At 48.7% G+C, this 15567-nt stretch carries 20 protein-coding genes and 1 tRNA gene; 15 read left to right on the plus strand and 6 right to left on the minus strand.

Annotation, left to right across the window (positions count from 1 at the left end; all coding sequences use genetic code 11):
* Positions 1–24: 24 nt before the first annotated feature.
* From NT073_RS18180 to NT073_RS18195, 4 genes are all read right to left on the minus strand, one after another.
* A complete protein-coding gene (locus tag NT073_RS18180; protein WP_297376266.1) occupies positions 25–1278 on the minus strand; it encodes a DUF4105 domain-containing protein in 1254 nt (417 codons plus the stop codon).
* Entirely contained in the window at positions 1271–2011 is a 741-nt protein-coding gene (gene rsmI, locus NT073_RS18185) for a 16S rRNA (cytidine(1402)-2'-O)-methyltransferase (RefSeq protein WP_297376269.1), read from the minus strand. The genes NT073_RS18180 and rsmI overlap by 8 nt, the downstream gene beginning before the upstream one ends.
* Before the next feature lie 83 nt (positions 2012–2094).
* Positions 2095–2328, minus strand: coding sequence for a 4a-hydroxytetrahydrobiopterin dehydratase (locus NT073_RS18190; protein ID WP_297376272.1), 234 nt, complete (start codon positions 2326–2328; stop codon positions 2095–2097).
* A gap of 566 nt (positions 2329–2894) precedes the next feature.
* The gene (locus NT073_RS18195) at positions 2895–3434 is read right to left on the minus strand and encodes a helix-turn-helix domain-containing protein (RefSeq protein ID WP_297376275.1); all 540 of its coding nucleotides are present in this window, start codon (positions 3432–3434) and stop codon (positions 2895–2897) included.
* 166 nt (positions 3435–3600) lie between these two features.
* Between NT073_RS18195 and NT073_RS18200 the strand changes: the two genes are divergently transcribed.
* Positions 3601–3840, plus strand: a complete 240-nt coding sequence (locus tag NT073_RS18200) for a hypothetical protein (protein WP_297376278.1) — start codon at positions 3601–3603, stop codon at positions 3838–3840.
* 519 nt (positions 3841–4359) lie between these two features.
* On the opposite strand, the gene NT073_RS18205 is transcribed toward NT073_RS18200, so the two are convergent.
* Positions 4360–4623: a hypothetical protein gene (locus tag NT073_RS18205; protein ID WP_297376280.1), complete on the minus strand. Its 264-nt coding sequence runs from the start codon at positions 4621–4623 to the stop codon at positions 4360–4362.
* Between NT073_RS18205 and NT073_RS18210 the strand changes: the two genes are divergently transcribed.
* The 6 genes from NT073_RS18210 (at position 4622) to NT073_RS18235 (ending at position 7669) form a co-directional block, all read left to right on the plus strand.
* Positions 4622–4885 (plus strand): hypothetical protein, encoded by a 264-nt coding sequence (locus NT073_RS18210; protein WP_297376283.1) that lies wholly within the window; start codon positions 4622–4624, stop codon positions 4883–4885. The genes NT073_RS18205 and NT073_RS18210 overlap by 2 nt on opposite strands.
* A 232-nt stretch (positions 4886–5117) precedes the next feature.
* Positions 5118–5285 (plus strand): hypothetical protein, encoded by a 168-nt coding sequence (locus NT073_RS18215; RefSeq protein WP_297376285.1) that lies wholly within the window; start codon positions 5118–5120, stop codon positions 5283–5285.
* Complete coding sequence (locus NT073_RS18220) at positions 5285–5695, plus strand: hypothetical protein (protein WP_297376288.1); 411 nt, start codon at positions 5285–5287, stop codon at positions 5693–5695. The genes NT073_RS18215 and NT073_RS18220 overlap by 1 nt, the downstream gene beginning before the upstream one ends.
* Before the next feature lie 263 nt (positions 5696–5958).
* Positions 5959–6062 (plus strand) — tRNA-OTHER (locus NT073_RS18225).
* A 579-nt stretch (positions 6063–6641) separates the two neighbouring features.
* The gene (locus NT073_RS18230) at positions 6642–7370 is read left to right on the plus strand and encodes a hypothetical protein (protein ID WP_297376291.1); all 729 of its coding nucleotides are present in this window, start codon (positions 6642–6644) and stop codon (positions 7368–7370) included.
* A gap of 8 nt (positions 7371–7378) precedes the next feature.
* The gene (locus tag NT073_RS18235; RefSeq protein ID WP_297376294.1) at positions 7379–7669 is read left to right on the plus strand and encodes a hypothetical protein; all 291 of its coding nucleotides are present in this window, start codon (positions 7379–7381) and stop codon (positions 7667–7669) included.
* Positions 7670–7746: 77 nt separating this feature from the next.
* On the opposite strand, the gene NT073_RS18240 is transcribed toward NT073_RS18235, so the two are convergent.
* Positions 7747–8040, minus strand: coding sequence for a hypothetical protein (locus tag NT073_RS18240; RefSeq protein WP_297376296.1), 294 nt, complete (start codon positions 8038–8040; stop codon positions 7747–7749).
* A gap of 36 nt (positions 8041–8076) precedes the next feature.
* On the opposite strand from NT073_RS18240, the gene NT073_RS18245 reads away from it, so the two are divergent.
* The 8 genes from NT073_RS18245 to NT073_RS18280 all read left to right on the plus strand — a co-directional run bounded on the left by NT073_RS18245 (position 8077) and on the right by NT073_RS18280 (position 15529).
* Entirely contained in the window at positions 8077–8313 is a 237-nt protein-coding gene (locus NT073_RS18245) for a hypothetical protein (protein WP_297376298.1), read from the plus strand.
* Between the two features lie 29 nt (positions 8314–8342).
* Positions 8343–8612, plus strand: a complete 270-nt coding sequence (locus tag NT073_RS18250) for a hypothetical protein (RefSeq protein WP_297376300.1) — start codon at positions 8343–8345, stop codon at positions 8610–8612.
* A complete protein-coding gene (locus NT073_RS18255; protein WP_297376302.1) occupies positions 8593–9033 on the plus strand; it encodes an NIF family HAD-type phosphatase in 441 nt (146 codons plus the stop codon). The genes NT073_RS18250 and NT073_RS18255 overlap by 20 nt, the downstream gene beginning before the upstream one ends.
* A gap of 212 nt (positions 9034–9245) precedes the next feature.
* Positions 9246–9719, plus strand: a complete 474-nt coding sequence (locus NT073_RS18260; RefSeq protein WP_297376304.1) for a hypothetical protein — start codon at positions 9246–9248, stop codon at positions 9717–9719.
* A 194-nt stretch (positions 9720–9913) separates the two neighbouring features.
* Entirely contained in the window at positions 9914–10486 is a 573-nt protein-coding gene (locus NT073_RS18265) for a hypothetical protein (RefSeq protein WP_297376307.1), read from the plus strand.
* 2 nt (positions 10487–10488) lie between these two features.
* Entirely contained in the window at positions 10489–13941 is a 3453-nt protein-coding gene (locus NT073_RS18270) for a collagen-like protein (RefSeq protein WP_297376310.1), read from the plus strand.
* A gap of 137 nt (positions 13942–14078) precedes the next feature.
* Positions 14079–14915 carry a S49 family peptidase gene (locus tag NT073_RS18275; protein ID WP_297376313.1) on the plus strand — a complete coding sequence of 279 codons (837 nt, stop codon included), beginning with the start codon at positions 14079–14081 and terminating at the stop codon, positions 14913–14915.
* A gap of 5 nt (positions 14916–14920) precedes the next feature.
* Entirely contained in the window at positions 14921–15529 is a 609-nt protein-coding gene (locus NT073_RS18280; protein WP_297376316.1) for a hypothetical protein, read from the plus strand.
* Positions 15530–15567 lie beyond the last annotated feature (38 nt).

The raw sequence follows: 15567 nt of genomic DNA on the forward strand, positions 1-15567 counted from the left end.
TCCTCAATTATAACCAGACGCCAGTCAGGCAACCCGCACAGGCGTTTGCCGCCCCTGGCGCACAGGCTGCATATTGACAATGCACCGAACCAGCAGCGTTAGCGGGAAAACGATATCGACGCCCCCCGGAATTTTCGACAGAAACATACTGATCACAAGCAGCAACGCGGTGACTCCGAAGTACGTAGTCCGGCGTTTGGCGGTAGCGGTCGAACTGGTTGCCCAGTAGATCAGAGGCAAATGTAGTGGCATCAGAAACAATAGGGTTGGATTCCAGCCGGTAACGCCATCGTCTCGAATTGCCCACAGCAGCACCAAAAACCAGCCCATAAATCCACACACGCTGAACAAAAACCGGTCGAGCCAGCGATCAACCTTCCCGTTTGTCACATACCTCCGAATCGTAAATACCGCGATGATGATGCCCAGGATAGTAAATACAACGTCGGGGTCGAAAAAGATGGGGACCTGCTGACGAAAGGTTTTCTGCGCGGCAAATAATGTTTGATCGCTTTGCACCAACGGAATCAACTGCCCGTTCGACTGACGTATGGTAGCTTTGCTAAACTGGTCGTGTACCTGATCGGGCAGGTACATGGCCCGCCAGCCGTCGGTCTGCTCGTTGGCGGGCCAGCCAATGGCCAGATTCATCCCCAACTGATACCAGGGTTTTTCATTAAGGTAGTCGTTCATCCAATCGCGGTACGACTTACCCGTCATCCGATCGCGGGATGGAATCATTAGGCTATCGCCACAGGCTTCGACAATCATATCGCGGGGCCGGGTAGCGCAGTTATCGTAATAAAACTTGTAGCGATACTCCCTGTTTTCAGGCAGATAGTTCTTTTGCAGAGCGTCAAAGAGCCGTTGCCGCTGGGCTGGCGACAAGTTTAGCTGCTGTTCCCGAATGCTCCGGTTTGTCTGCTGGTAGTAGTAAGCGACCTGATATAAATTATGAACAGACACAAAATAAGGTAGTGTCCCGCGCAGAAACTTAAGAATAAAATAGTCGGCGCGGTAGTCAAACCCTCCGTAACTATAATCCTGGTCCATGCCCAGTACCGGGTCAACAAAGCGTATTTCAGTATGACCGAACGACGATGAGATATCGTCATCCCCCGGCCCGTACGTAATCAGGCTGACCCGTGCCGAAGGGGATAACGTCTGACTGAATGATGCCTGATGGCTGCCCAATAATACGACTAGTATTATCAGCAGTTTATACATAAGCTTTCCGCTCCCCTGCCCTATGCCTGCAGCTACCAGCCAGTTATTCATCTTCATCCTCCTTTTCAGTATCATCAAGTTCAGTATCATACACTCGTTTAGCCTTGCCCCGGCTTGGTTCTTTGCCCTGCACACAAACGACTAACTCGCCTTTAATGGTTTTCTGGGCAAAATAAGCAATTAGTTCGGACAACGTCCCTCGCTGGTTTTCTTCAAACATCTTGGTAAGCTCCCGCGAAACACTAGCCGGACGGTCGGGTCCAAATACATCGGCAAACTGTTGCAGGGTTTTTAATAAACGATGTGGTGATTCATAAAAAACCATCGTCCGCTCCTCTGCCGCCAGTTCGGCCAATCGGGTTTGCCGTCCTTTTTTGTGCGGTAAAAAGCCTTCGAACGTAAACCGGTCGTTTGGTAAGCCGGAGTTGACAAGGGCAGGAACGAAGGCGGTAGGTCCGGGGAGGCACTCGACCGTTATTTCATTCCTGATGCATTCACGAACGAGCAGAAAACCCGGATCTGAAATACCCGGCGTACCCGCATCAGAAACCAGGGCCAGTGTTTTGCCTTCTTTCAACTGATTAATCAACCGCTGAACGGTTTGGTGTTCGTTGAAGATATGATAGCTGTGCAGTGGTTTACTAATATTCAAATGGCGCAGCAGCACACCCGATGTACGGGTATCTTCGGCCAGAATGGAGTCGACACTTTGCAGGACTTTAATCGCCCGGAGTGTGATGTCGTCAAGGTTACCGATGGGCGTCGGCACAAGGTACAATTTCATGGTGCAAGATAGTCGATAGTCGCCAGTCAACAGCCGTTTGCAGTCTTATTCACGTCTATCAACGGTCAATTATAGACTCCTGCCTAATGGACCAATGCATCAATGGCTCCTGCCAGTATACGATCTTTTTCAGTCACCGTATTCCCGGCGTCGTGGGTCGACAATTTGATAGTAACCTGATTATATACGTTCGACCACCAAGGATGGTGATCCATTTTCTCGGCAATGAGTGCCACACGGGTCATAAAAGCAAAGGCTTCGCTGAAATCAGTAAACTGAAAATCACGCATGAGTTGGTTATCCTGTTCCCGCCACATAAGGAGTAGTTTTTAAAATTTATAACGTGCTACCAGATTACTAAACGAGGGTGTATGGGTTACGTTCCAGACACCGCAAGTGATCAGTTCTTACACTCCGGCATAGAACCAGGCCATCCGTCAGTTAATTCCAGAAGCGTTTGCCTATCCGAAAATACCCACCTGAATATGTTCCTGATAGAGTCCACACAGGCGAAACGGTTAGTAGAGAATTGAACGGGCTTCTCTTGTAATTAATTGACTAATTAACACATTAAGTTAATTAATTATATTTATATGAAAATAATTGTTACTATAAGAATATTTTTTGTTAACTTTTCAGAGCTATTTTAAATGTGTTGTTCGACTTGCTAGCCTCTTCTGATTTTCAATATTCAGTAAGTGACGCAATTTTTACAAGAAGGGAGCTAGTGGGAGAATGTGGTAGATGAGAGAGGGGTGTCAGAGCCAGCGTATTGCGCTGGCTCTGCTTGTTTTGGCGGTCTGACAAACAGCATAAAAAAAGTCCGCAAGTATACTTGCGGACTTCAATGCAGAGAGGAAGAGATTCGATCCTATCTACTTAATTATTTGTTAGCCAACACGTTCTCTACTTGTGAGAACCGGGTGCCACCAACTTTGCGACCACGCTGATTCAATTTTTGAACTGGAGTTGTCATGTGCCCCAGGCTTAGTGATTTGTATTGATCCATCAAATCAAAAATTGTCAAAGCGTATTCAGAAAGTGGCTTTTCGATAGCACCCTCAGACTTTCCCACCAGAACGTCAACCGTTCGTTGTAAGCCAGCTATTTGAAGATCTTTGGCCCGCAGTTGTTCTTCAAACATAGCCTTCATCTCATCAATATCTTTGGCCATTTTGCTTAAAATTTGCCCTCCGAAACCTGACAAATCTTCTGGCTTTTCGTTTGTAGCTCCATAAAGTTCTGAGATACTTATGTCAAAAAATTCGGCGATCTTCTCTACTCTAACTGCAGTGAATGTATTGTTTTTCATCATTGCATCGAACCCTTGCATACTCATCCCAAGATAATCATATAGACTTTTCTTGGTCCTTCGCTCTTGCTCCAGGAGCTTCTCGATTTTCTCCTTCAAACTATACTTCATTGAATTTCAGGATATAAAATGTTAACTAAAAAATATTTAAGATTATTATATCTTAAATATTTGGAGTTTATCTCCAATGGATTTAACATTGCATCACTAATCTTAGTAATAGCATCACAAAATACTGTTATCTCTCTAAGAAAAACAAGTTAAATGGCTGTTAACAATGCGAACGGTTCAGAATTTTTCGAAAGGTAAAAACCAGTTATGGGACTTGTATGTAAATGCGGTCCCTTACAAACACGCCCAAGTTGTATTCGAACTAAAGCAGGCAGGCTTATACCGGCACTGGCAGCAGGTAGCTAGTAAAGAGGGGCACGACTTGCGTATGGCTAAAGCGCCCCTTCGCGATATCTTCCTGAAGGTCATGCCCGAAACAGCGCCTTTTTTTGGTGTAACTATCTAAATAGTGATTTCTTAAGGAAAGTCTGACTGGCAAGTCGATAAAAAAAAACGCCTTAGCCCTGAATGGTTCAGGCCAAGGCGCAAGGATGTGATTTACTTAATTAGCAGTGACAATAGCTGCGGTCAACGTAAGTCTTATTGTTATTTGAATTAATGTAATAGCAACCTCCTTTGGGGCCCAGCATTAATGAATGGCCATTGTATTTACTGCCGGAACAGTCAATATCAACGGTAGAGATCATGTCATCGCTTTTGCTGCATGAATTAGCTAGTGACATTAGGCAAAGCAGACTTAGAAAGTAGACTGTTTTTTTCACGAAGGGATGTTTTAATTATTAACAAAATTTAGTTTACAACACTAAAATTAGTGACAACTACTTGTTAACAATTTTTGAATAACATCTTTTTGCATGCTTTTTATTATGAGGTACATGTTATTAAAAGTCATGCTTAATACGGCGTATTTTTTTGGTGTAACCTTTAATCGTAGAGGCTGATGCCAAACTGGCTTGATAGACAACTAGTCAAATTTTAGAACCTCTATAGAGTCTATGTCATCACCATACAGGCTGATTATTTCAGAACCTGCGTAATCATCCTGTCTGGCATGAGTTTCATCGGCAAATTTTATGAATAAGCAACTTGATGGATTGGGCGTAAAACCGGGAGTAGAAGGCTGCACACCGCCAATGGCGTTTACCTGGCCAATTATAGGGTCTGCGTATTCGGAGTCCTTAAGGGTGATTTTAAGAAACTCATTTTTGTAATCATTAAAGTTGATCATGGCTAATTTGAATTTAGATTTATTGTTTCCGCCGGGCGCTCTCAAGCAGCTGCATAAAGCAGGATCAAGCCTTGAGCAGGCACTTATAAAAGCCGCCCTGGACTACGGGCAGAAACAGGAATTGGAGATAGATAAAGAGGCTATTAATCAAGCCTATCAGTTTGAAAAAGAGGGCTTTATTACTTTCTCAGCCAGTGGCATTACGTTTCGTATTCGATTCGGAGCAGTCGAAATAGTTGATGAACCTGATGGGCAGTTATAAGAGGTAGTCGATTCGCAGCAGCATTATAAGACATTGCGGGGAGGGGGTTAAGTAAATTTTTGACTTGAACACTCAAACTTAACTCCCCTCCGCATAAATACACACACCATGAGTATCTATCAGGACACCCTACAAAACGTACAAACCAGAATGAATGAAACGGCCCTACTAGGCAATCAAGCCGCTTAACTCAGCATTACCAATACTTATATAACTATCAAACTTCTGTAATATGAACGCATCAGTACCCCCCCAGCAGACCCCTGCGGTAGTCGAGCAGCTTTTCGCTCAACTTCAGCAAGATTGTGGCGCATCAGCCATGGTAACATTCAAATCGCAAGGCTACCGCCACGCCCATAACATCGACGCATCAGTTCACCCTCAAACGGCTCTGAACTGATGCTTACTTTTTTTGGTAAACCTGCCCTCAAAGCGGCCCAGTCTTTGACAGAACTACGCCATGTCGAGATCGAGACACTTTACGTCGCGGTCAGTTTGCATCCAGAAGGAAAAAAGTTACTGGCTACTCAACTGGAGCGCGACATCGATGGGAAATCACGAGGCTGGAATCCAGTGCCGTTTACCCTACTTCAACTGCAAAAATTTGACCAGTTGTTAAAGCGCAAACCTGAAAGTGACCTGGTAGATGACGTATTATTCACTCATGAGGAACGCAAAGAACTGGCTATGTACGCAGTGCGCTATTTTGTGATGGCGCGGGATAGTGAGGATGTTGATAGGGCCACGGCCTATAAACTGTTGATTTCTTCCCTGTTGGAACTGTCAACCCTGATTAGACTACCCCTATGAGCAACCCCACAGTTGAACGGTTTGGTGCCGATGGCATGACACCCATTACACATTGAGTAAAAAAACAGCCCGCATTCAGACGAGGGCGGGCTGTAAGTATATCTATCAAAGTTCTGTGGGAGACCCAGCAGAGCTAGCAAAAGTAGAGAAAAGAGCTTATTAAAGATACTGGGAACGATGAAAGTCTCTCTCAGTACTCCCGAAAGGGAGTATGGTGTGGATAGAAGCGGTTCTACCGGGCTGGTCTCTGGCCTGGTAGACTTGGGGGATTAGTTCAGTGGAAGAGCAGTGAGAGGAATCGTGTGCTTAGGTTTTCACAGGCGATGACTAACTCTCATTAACGCAGGTTCGATTCCTGTATCTCCCGCTATACTGGAAAATCCAGTAGGTTGAAAAGAAGGGTTTTGGAATGGGACAGGCCGGTGGCGCTGCTACCGGCTTATTTAAGGCTTATTTAAACCCATTTCATTTTTTTTAACGCCTTCACGGGCACCTAAACGGCTTTAGCCATCAACTCGACGATTATGCTCCCATTAATCGCTTACCCCTACTATGTGCCGCCCTAAGTAGGCCAGCCCATCATATAACCCCCGGATGCCAAAGCTGAGTTGCAAATCAGCCTTGTGAGTGCCTACGCGCATCCCGTACCTGCCATATCGCCGAAATTTTTTCAGCCATTGACGGGGAAAATTATGTCTTAGCCGCTGGGTCGGCATTTTTTTAAGTGCAGTTTACTGTACTGTTAAGGCACTGAAAGTGCTACTCCCTTTTTAGGGAATTTGAGAGATGTTCAATGTTCTAAAATATGTACACTGTGTACACTTGTACAATTGTACAGTGCGCGAAAAATCGAAAAACGCGAACCCTCACTCCTTACCCCCGCATTCGCTCAGAATGCCCCTAAATGCGCCTAACAGCGCCAACAACCCCCAAATAATCTACTGCGATGGAAAACAGAAATAAGTCAGCCATGACCATTGGCCAAGTTGCGCAACAGCAGTTCAATCCCAACCTTCGGGAAGACACATTTAATCTCGAAACAAGCCCACAGACCCAACTTCCCGAGGAAGGTCGCAATGGCACATTTATCAAGAATTTTGGCCGCTTTGAGCGGGCCGGAGCAACCTACCACTGGAAGATTTTTCGAGCTGGAAGAGAAAAGCTGATTGGCTATTCGAAGCCCCTGAACATGGCCGAAAAAGCCAATAAACAGGAGTTGTTATTGGATTGCGTACGGCGGCTGGTTCGAAATGGATACATTAAAGAAGGCATGCGGATTGAGTTTTACCGGGCCTTCCACGAGAGTGATGACGATCAGAGTGTTAAGATTTTCACCATGTACGGCACCCGGTATATTCCTGAGCCTGTAATACTTACTGAATCATGGCTAATCGCTTTCCTGAAAAATGTGTACAGTCCCCCGGTTAGCTATTATAATCCGAGCGCCGGACTGTTTCCAACTGGCGGCAAGAATGAACCACCAGCCAATACAGCCATCATTCCTGATCCGGCTCACCAACTGTCAGCTAAAGACCCGTTCGATTTAGGGAGAAGTTTTAAAAATGAAGACGCGCTGATGAACTACATGCAGAAACTGCTCGACAATGGCGAGCCCAGGGGCCGTGTAGAGGAATATTACCGAATCAAGATTCAAGCATTTCACTCTAGAACTTAATATAAACAATGAACAATCAGTTCATTACAATCCTAGAATACGTTGCTCCCAGTTATCAACTAACTACGCTCAGTCTGCATCATATTGTTAGTCTGCAACACACCAATCCAGCGACAACGGTAATTACACTGACCGATGGTCGAGTCCTGGAGGCCGCTCACACCCTTCAGGAAATTCACGAGCTAATAGCCGACAGGAGTCGCGTCGTACCGTCAGCCCTGAAGATTTTTGACATGGACCGTGCTACCATATTTTCAGAGGAAGAAAAGTCCCTACCTAAAAATATCACCCGTACCTAGCCATGCTGAGCAACGCCAAATTTGCATCCAAACGTTAATGCCTACCTACTATGACACCGGATCTGAAACAAAAACTACTAACGTCTGAAGCTGATGCTTTGCAGCGAGTCAATGGCTTTAAAAATGGGGGTACCATTCCCTGCGAATACACCCAGTGTACCTGCGCAGAGCGATGTCGGGTTAATGTACGAACCTTCAGTCTGATTGTGAAGCCTGATGTAAGCATTGAACTCGTCTGTTTCAACGGCATGCAGCACTTTGCTAAACTCACTAACATTGATCTGTAGACCATGCTGCGCCTGAAGATTACCCCCCATGAATTTGCGGCTATGATCCACTTCATGCGTCAGGCTACTGAAGGGTACCGCCATAGACCCTTAAAAAGCCAGTCCGTCAAGGTACTGCTCATGGCGCAGTACTTAGCTAAATTGACTAATCACAAATTGACAGGTTGGCTCATTCGTCCGCGCAAGCCATACGCTCTGTCGATTCCGTTACCACTGGCCAGGGCGCTGCATCAAGACATGCAGGAGGCTTATCTAGGGGAATGGCAACAGGTTTTCTTAAACACACTCGACCGGGCTATCACCAATTACCGCGATCCGTTTACTCAGGCCCACACCGTTGGCGAGTTGATCCACTAACGAGGCCTTGTTTAACTTTCAGCTAACTTATGTGTACCTGCATTTCTATTCTGTCAAAGCCAGAAAGCTATACCCACCCAAAGGGCAAAAAAATTGTAAACGTCGAAACGCCCACCGCTTTGCGGTGGGATCAGCAGGCCAATACCCTGTCGGCCGTAACGGTATCAGAAGCCCTGGTTACTGTCGAGGGTCGAAAATCCAAAGAGAAATTCACGCTCGACCATACTTACTGCCCGTTTTGTGGTGAGAAGTATGGAGCCGATTTAACCTCTGCAAAAGATGAAAATCCTGCTGCTTGACATCGACTACACAACGTTTCACGAGTCAACCCCCAGACCCTTTTTAAAAGAGTTTCTGGAGCGGGTTACTGGGCAGTACAATGTATATTTCTTTACAGCTGCTCGCCACCAACGAATAACGGAGGTTTGTCGAATTCTATACCATCAACTGAAGCTGTCTGATGATATCGTACAGAAAATGAACCGCTACTCCCTAAGTCGTGACAACTGTCCAATGATCAGCCACAGAACGGATTTGGGTGGATACATTGACGTTAAATGCCTGCGGAAAGCTGCGGAGGTTCTTGGGGTTGATATCAGTGAAATTTTATTAATCGATGACGCTCCTATCTATGATAATCCCGATCGGGACTATCGAATACAGGCCCCCGGCTTTTCAGGAAACCCTGAGGATAAATACTTATTGACACTGTTATTATAACAATAAAATTAAATTAGTAACTTAGAGTTTACATTTTTATTAATACGTTAACTTAACTTCTTTGTGGCTGTCCTAACCAACTAGTTAAAATACCGGCACCTTTACCCATCAAAAGACCACCCGCGCCAACGGGTGGTCTTTATAAAAATACGAAAAGGGGATTTGATGAACCCTGGTGCACTAAAGATACTGAATAACACCGTAACTTACTTATGTTAAAGACACGTGTACCTGTTCGTGAACCTCATGTTCGCCAGTTTGTTGTTGCCCGTTTCGGTAACAATACCACCACCATCAATCTCAGCAAAAAATCCATGCTGGGTAGTTTAACCGAATTAGCCTGCGAAAAGGTTGGTTTCCGGCACGCCTTGCCCAAAACGACAATCGACGATTCGATTGCCATCACCCTGATCTACCCCAATTCACTGAAGAATCATTTTATTCACCCCCGCAAGGTGGATGTCTTCAGTAAGCTGCTGGCCTACCTGTTTAACCAGGCATTTCTGGAAGGTATTGAAACGGCCATATCAGTAGGCATTTCCGATTACCAGGCCGTGGACATGTTCATGGACAGGTACGGGATCACGGAAGAAATGATTTCCTCGGATACGCTCCGCAAAAAATGGCGGGATCATCAGCGGGGGATGACCAAAAAAACTGAACGAATGCTCCAGGCCGCTGCCTGAACGAAAAAATAAAGTCGGGGTACTTACTCGTGCGTTTTGGAAGGTTCTCACCGATTTTTACTAGTTACTCACTCGTTTAACGAGTTGCTCACGGCCAAAAACCGCCTTCCTGGCTAGGGAAGGCGGTTTTTGGCGTAAAAACAGCTGATTTTACGTCCTACCAATTGGCCGGATTTCGGGAGTACTTTGCAACCATGACTCCCATTGATCGGACCCCTGACATTCCTGCATTACCGAATCATGGCGGTCAAGCGAACGTGCCCGGGCTTCGGCGGCTATGGCTGATCGAAGCCCGGCATGTTTTAGCTGTGGTCGATCCCCGCACCGTGCCTGGCATCTTGGATGTTGGCTGGCACTTGCCCTCTCAGGGACTTAACCTAACCGAAGATGCTATTATTTATGACTGGCGCTTTCGGTCGAGGCAGGGTAGTTATGAGGAGAAAACGACGATTACCGTTCAGGGTATCGTCTATGGGCAGTCAATAAAACTGGTAGTACCTAAAGATGCCCCCGAAACGACCCTGGCCTGTTATCGTATGGGTCGGCGCAAGTGGCTGGCCATCTATCACGATTCGAACGGGCTGGTTCGGCTGGTCGGTACTCCCAACCAGCCGCTTCGGTTTGATCAGCAACTAACCATTGGCGCCAACGAGCGCGTATTGACCTTTACAGGCGAGAGTAAGTTACCATCCCTATACATCACTGAAGCGGATGTACTGTATTTGAGTGCCCTGCTTGGCTTTGAGTCCGATTTTTCCCTCCTATAACTATGTTACCACTCTCCACGGCTTATGCCGCCTATGCCGGTATCGAACGTATCCGGCGAGATGCCTGCACGGTCGCCTTTGTTTTCTACAACGCTGACGATACCCCCTGCCCCGTTTCGGATCAGGCTTACGAGTTCCGTATGTTCGATGATGCAGGCGTGGTTGTTCTGACCAAAAGCGGTAATGCCATAGTCTGGACAACGACCAACCGACTACAGATCGAGCTGACAACAGCCGATAAGAATGCCCTGTCTCGCAAAAATTACACCTATAGTCTATTCAATGCGACCCTGAGCCGCACGGAGGTGAACGGGACATTTGTGTGGCAACTGGGACGGAAATCGAGCGCTGGGTTACTGGCGGCACCGGACTTTAAAGTTGTTTATAATCTGGTACCCGGTGGTGTAGCCGTTGGGGGAACCATTGTACAGGGGACACTGGGCTGGACGCCCATTCTGGCGACGGTGGCGGACGGTGAACGATTGGTGCAGCAGGTGGTTGACTGGACGGGTGGTTTTCCGACAAAGCCTTCGACGGGTCAATACGTTGGAGCAACGGGTCTGGTAGCAACCCTTGACCAAGCCGTCAATATTCGCGGTAGTCAAGGACTAAAAGGGGATCAGGGTATTCAGGGACTAAAGGGTGATATGGGTCTGAAGGGCGATAAGGGTGATCAAGGGGCACCGGGTTTTCCAGGTTTGAACTGGCGGGGTGACTGGACGGCCAGTACCTCCTACGCGGTTGGGGACGGGGTTCAGAATGGGGGTAATAGCTACCGTCGGAAGGCCGCAGGTACATCCGGAAGCGTGTTCGATTTGACTCAGTGGGACCTGGTAGCTCAAGGCGGAGCACCGGCTGATGGCTCGGTGACGCCCGCCAAAACCTCGTTTTTGGTGGCCTCCAAAAACCTGTTCGATGTGAGCCAGGCCGTGGATGGCTCGTTTATCTCGTCGGGTTCGGGCAACATTTCGGCTACTGTGGGCTTTGCCCGCTCAGGCCGGATTGCTGTGCAGGCAAACACGCAGTACACACTATCGGGCATTACGGCCGCTACCACCGCACAATTTGGCTTACGCTTTGAAACGTCAGCCAATGCGTTGATTGATTACTATTCGGTTAGCCACAACGGAGCCTTTACTTTCCCGCTGACGATTACGACCCCGGCAAACTGCGCCTACGTGATCTTCACGATTCGTCATTCGTCGTCAGTGCTGAGTATTGCTCAGGCCAGCGCATCGGTTCAGCTTGAGTTGGGGGCTTTGGCAACCTCTTATGAGCCGTTCGGTCCCAAAACGTCGGGCATCCGGGTTGATCCGTCCACCATTACTCAGGACACCGCCAACCGGCTGGTGAGTGACGCCTTCATTGCCAGTGTAGCGGGTAAGCTGGATGCCAGTCAGGTCGTATCGACCGTAAAAACCAGTAAGAACCTGTTCAATCCGGCGCTGGCTACCGATGGTGCGTACCTGGAAACTAACGGCACGATAACCACCAACGCCGGATACGGCTACACCGACTACATTGCCGTAACGCCCGGTTTGAGCTATTCCGGCTGGGACGGCAGCAACGGCATGAGGAAAACGACGTTTTACAATAGCAGTAAGACGGTTGTTGCAGGTGGTTCAAGCAATGCCATCACCTCGTTTGTCATTCCCGCAGGCGTCTCGTTTGTGCGAGTAAGCTACTACATAGCCGGAAAGTCGAAATTCCAGTTTGAGCAGGCGGCAGGCGCTACACCCTTCGAGGCATACTACTCCCCCATGCTCTCACTGGTTTCGGTTAACGGGGCAATCCTGCCGGTGGTCAGCAGCGTCAGGAAAGTGACCCTGCAAACGGTGCCGCGCTTTCTGGTGTGCGGGGATTCGTACTCGGCAGGCAGCTACCAGCTTAACGGGAAGGGGCATATTTTCTCATTGTCGATGATGACCGACTGGAACGTGGAAAACTATTCCAAGAGTGGTGATCGGCTGGATATGATCCTGACCCGCATCAAAAACAACGATTTTACGTTTCATCCTTCGCTCGGCATCCGGGCTTATAAAGGGGGCGGGTATGCCATGATTATTTCGTACAGAAATGAGTTCGGCGGCAATATCATCAACACCACCGACCAGCTCAATGTCTATCTGGCTAACCTCGATAAGGTTTGTCTGGCCGTACAGGGGATGGGGTATAAGCCCCTCATTGCTACCGAGTATTTTATTTTTTCTGGTGCGCTGGGGTATCTGGTTCAGTCAGCGCTCTCGGAGTTCTGTACACGCCGGGGGTATTTGTTTTTTGATATTGCCCAGAAGGCCCAGACCCTGCGCGGGGCGTCCGATTACGCGCCCTGGTGGCTGGGGTCACATCCGGGCGTTCGCACGAACTCCCTGTTCTGGGGCCCACTCGCCAAGCACATCGAAGCCCTGCCCCGGCCCTCATCGGCCATCAAAGTGTACCGCAAGCGTTCCAGCGTAGCCGTCAGCAGCGTGGCCGATCTGCTGTTTGGCAACCGGATCGAGATGAACAAACGCTTTAAGGAAATTTTGCTAAACCAGTACGGGCTGGCTTCCTCGGTGGAGAAGTACTACGACGATCTGACAACGCTCAATTCAATGGGAGCTGTAGCCAGCACCAAAGTCTACGAATACACCTCCCTATTGAATAAAGAGAACGTCAACTTTGCTGACTACGCCCTGGTGCGCATCGTGGTCAATGCCCTGGCCGCTAACGTAAGCAGTCTGCGGCTAATCCTCTCTGACCCCACCGTGAGCGTATGGGTGCGGGATAACCTCAATGCAGCGTGGGTATCACTGGCGGCCAGTACGGCCGACGGGGTAACAGGCTTCTATCTAACCGATACCCAGACCCAGATCAATTACGATACGGCCAGTTTCCTGCTCTACAAAGCGGGCGGTTTCACGCTCAATGATGTGTACTATGAGTGGCAGGGTACAGAAGGGAAAGATATGACCCAGAAGGCACTGCCTATCGATCTATCCGGCGCAGAACTCCTCACCAAAACCAATATTGATGCCACTGTATCGGGCTGGATAGCCAGCGGCAGCGTGAGCGCCCTGACGCCGGTTGACTCGGTGCCCCTGGGTGCGGTCAAAGCCACCCTGATCGACACGGCGAATTTTTTGGCCCAGACGGTGAATTTTCCGGCTGAGACCGAGCGGACCCGTAAAGTGCAGATCCGGCTCACGGGTCGCAATAATCCGCCGATCTATAGCAGTAGTAACACGTACCCGGTTGGTTCACCCATCACGGAGGACACCTATGATCTGGCTAATCTAATCTGTGAGTTGGAGCTGAATGCCAATAACGTGATCACATTTTCACGCACCGTGGGCCTGCACTGGACCGAAACGCTGATCGAGTTCGTGCTGCCGCCCAATGTGGCCAGCCTGATCATGCGCGTGAAAGGAGAAACGGCCCTTGAATTTGTCAAGGCCAGTGTCAAGATTGAGTAGGTTATGTTGGCCCGTTTAGTAGCTAAAGCCTGACCGCACTGCGGTCAGGCTATTTTGTGAGGCACAGGTTGTGTCCTATTAACTGGCGTTTGTAGCCTGGATGTTTGCAGCGTCATATTCTCAAGACGCAGCACAGCATGAATCTACTTTCGGGCGCATGGGCCATTTCTGAACTTCACGAACATACCGTCAAAGAGGCTATCCGGGGTAATCTATTTCAGCTAAACATGCTCGGGTTCGCACATACGCTGTCCGAAAAGCAGCTTCAGGCCGCCGACTACTCCTACGAAAAAGCCTGGATCGACTACCTGTCGATGAACGGTAACGTGCCGGTGATCCCCATTCAGGGTACCATGAGCCGGGGCTATTCCTACGACAACTATTTCTCAAATACCTTTTTGATCCAACTGCTCAATAAGGTAGCCGAAGACGATTCCAAGTCGGGAGCGATCCTGCGCTATGCGTCGGGTGGCGGTACGGTCGATAGTACCGACGAGTTGGCCGCTGCGGTGGCCAACCTGTCCAGCAAAAAGCCGGTGCTATCCCACGTTTCGTTCTGCGCCAGTGCGGCTCTTTGGTCGGCGGCTCCCTCCACAGAGATCATGATGGCCACCTCCCCATTAGCCAAAATCGGCTCCATTGGTACCATTTACATTCACACCAATGTGAAAAAGGCGATGGAGCAACAGGGCTACGACATTCAGATTTTCCGCTCAACGGGTTCGGTCGATAAGGCCAAGCTGAATCCCTATGAGGATTTGGACGAAGAGACCATTGCGGAGATTTATTCTGATCTGGATGCGGCTAACAAGGCCTTCAAATCAGGCATTCGGGCTGGTCGGGGCAGCAAACTGACCTCCGACGACATATTCACCGGCAAGGTCTATGGCTACGCAAAGGCTAAATCCTACGGCTTGGCTGACTCCCAGGGCGATCTGAATGCCGCTTACAAACGAGTTATTCAACTTTCATAAATCCAATGGCAAAAAACACCGTTTCGGGCAGCTTCCTGGCGAAGCATTTCCCTACCCTGTACAAGCATTTTTCGGAAAATGCCACCCAGGAAGAGTTCAATAAAGCGGAGCAGGAAGCCGCTGTGGTCTTCCAGCAGCGCCAATCTGCCGAAGACAAACCGGCTGATCTTGGGGCTGATCTTTCCGCCCTGTTTCCCACGAGTGGTAAACTATTGGCTGATCTACTCTCGGCCGACCAGCTTAAAGCCCTCACCGTTGATGCGACAGAAATCCAGACTCGGCTCAGCGCGCAGGCCCAGGGCAACCAGGCCGTGGCGGATGATCTGACGAGCACCAAAGCCGAATTAATCAAAATCCAGGGCGAACTCTCCGCAGTTCAGGGCAAGCTAACCGAATTATCCCCAAAAGCGGCATCATGGGACGCTCACCAGGCGGCTCTAAAAGGCGCTAATCTGGCGGACGACTCGACCAACACCAACGGAAAAGGCAAGGTACAAGCGACCGATCTGACGGCGAAGGACCAGAAGAACCTGGATAAAATGCAGGAACTAAAGGCGAAATACCCCACCCTGATGGCTGATATCGACGTACCATCTGCGGAAGCGGAAGCCTAAGCCCAGCGCACCACATCTCCACTACGCATTCCATCATT

This window comes from Spirosoma sp. (assembly GCF_026391055.1).
In the GTDB taxonomy this organism is placed as follows: domain Bacteria; phylum Bacteroidota; class Bacteroidia; order Cytophagales; family Spirosomataceae; genus Spirosoma.

What these genes read in the sequence shown, in the direction of transcription:
- NT073_RS18265 (WP_297376307.1), top strand. Translation starts at nt 9,914, where the DNA reads ATGACTCCCATTGATCGGACCCCTGACATTCCTGCATTACCGAATCAT.
- NT073_RS18280 (WP_297376316.1), top strand. Translation starts at nt 14,921, where the DNA reads ATGGCAAAAAACACCGTTTCGGGCAGCTTCCTGGCGAAGCATTTCCCT.
- NT073_RS18195 (WP_297376275.1), bottom strand. Translation starts at nt 3,434, where the DNA reads ATGAAGTATAGTTTGAAGGAGAAAATCGAGAAGCTCCTGGAGCAAGAG.
- NT073_RS18245 (WP_297376298.1), top strand. Translation starts at nt 8,077, where the DNA reads ATGGCGCAGTACTTAGCTAAATTGACTAATCACAAATTGACAGGTTGG.
- NT073_RS18190 (WP_297376272.1), bottom strand. Translation starts at nt 2,328, where the DNA reads ATGTGGCGGGAACAGGATAACCAACTCATGCGTGATTTTCAGTTTACT.
- NT073_RS18230 (WP_297376291.1), top strand. Translation starts at nt 6,642, where the DNA reads ATGGAAAACAGAAATAAGTCAGCCATGACCATTGGCCAAGTTGCGCAA.
- NT073_RS18235 (WP_297376294.1), top strand. Translation starts at nt 7,379, where the DNA reads ATGAACAATCAGTTCATTACAATCCTAGAATACGTTGCTCCCAGTTAT.
- NT073_RS18275 (WP_297376313.1), top strand. Translation starts at nt 14,079, where the DNA reads ATGAATCTACTTTCGGGCGCATGGGCCATTTCTGAACTTCACGAACAT.
- NT073_RS18260 (WP_297376304.1), top strand. Translation starts at nt 9,246, where the DNA reads ATGTTAAAGACACGTGTACCTGTTCGTGAACCTCATGTTCGCCAGTTT.
- NT073_RS18210 (WP_297376283.1), top strand. Translation starts at nt 4,622, where the DNA reads ATGGCTAATTTGAATTTAGATTTATTGTTTCCGCCGGGCGCTCTCAAG.
- rsmI (WP_297376269.1), bottom strand. Translation starts at nt 2,011, where the DNA reads ATGAAATTGTACCTTGTGCCGACGCCCATCGGTAACCTTGACGACATC.
- NT073_RS18200 (WP_297376278.1), top strand. Translation starts at nt 3,601, where the DNA reads ATGCGAACGGTTCAGAATTTTTCGAAAGGTAAAAACCAGTTATGGGAC.
- NT073_RS18250 (WP_297376300.1), top strand. Translation starts at nt 8,343, where the DNA reads ATGTGTACCTGCATTTCTATTCTGTCAAAGCCAGAAAGCTATACCCAC.
- NT073_RS18220 (WP_297376288.1), top strand. Translation starts at nt 5,285, where the DNA reads ATGCTTACTTTTTTTGGTAAACCTGCCCTCAAAGCGGCCCAGTCTTTG.
- NT073_RS18180 (WP_297376266.1), bottom strand. Translation starts at nt 1,278, where the DNA reads ATGAATAACTGGCTGGTAGCTGCAGGCATAGGGCAGGGGAGCGGAAAG.
- NT073_RS18215 (WP_297376285.1), top strand. Translation starts at nt 5,118, where the DNA reads ATGAACGCATCAGTACCCCCCCAGCAGACCCCTGCGGTAGTCGAGCAG.
- NT073_RS18270 (WP_297376310.1), top strand. Translation starts at nt 10,489, where the DNA reads ATGTTACCACTCTCCACGGCTTATGCCGCCTATGCCGGTATCGAACGT.
- NT073_RS18255 (WP_297376302.1), top strand. Translation starts at nt 8,593, where the DNA reads ATGAAAATCCTGCTGCTTGACATCGACTACACAACGTTTCACGAGTCA.
- NT073_RS18205 (WP_297376280.1), bottom strand. Translation starts at nt 4,623, where the DNA reads ATGATCAACTTTAATGATTACAAAAATGAGTTTCTTAAAATCACCCTT.
- NT073_RS18240 (WP_297376296.1), bottom strand. Translation starts at nt 8,040, where the DNA reads ATGGCGGTACCCTTCAGTAGCCTGACGCATGAAGTGGATCATAGCCGC.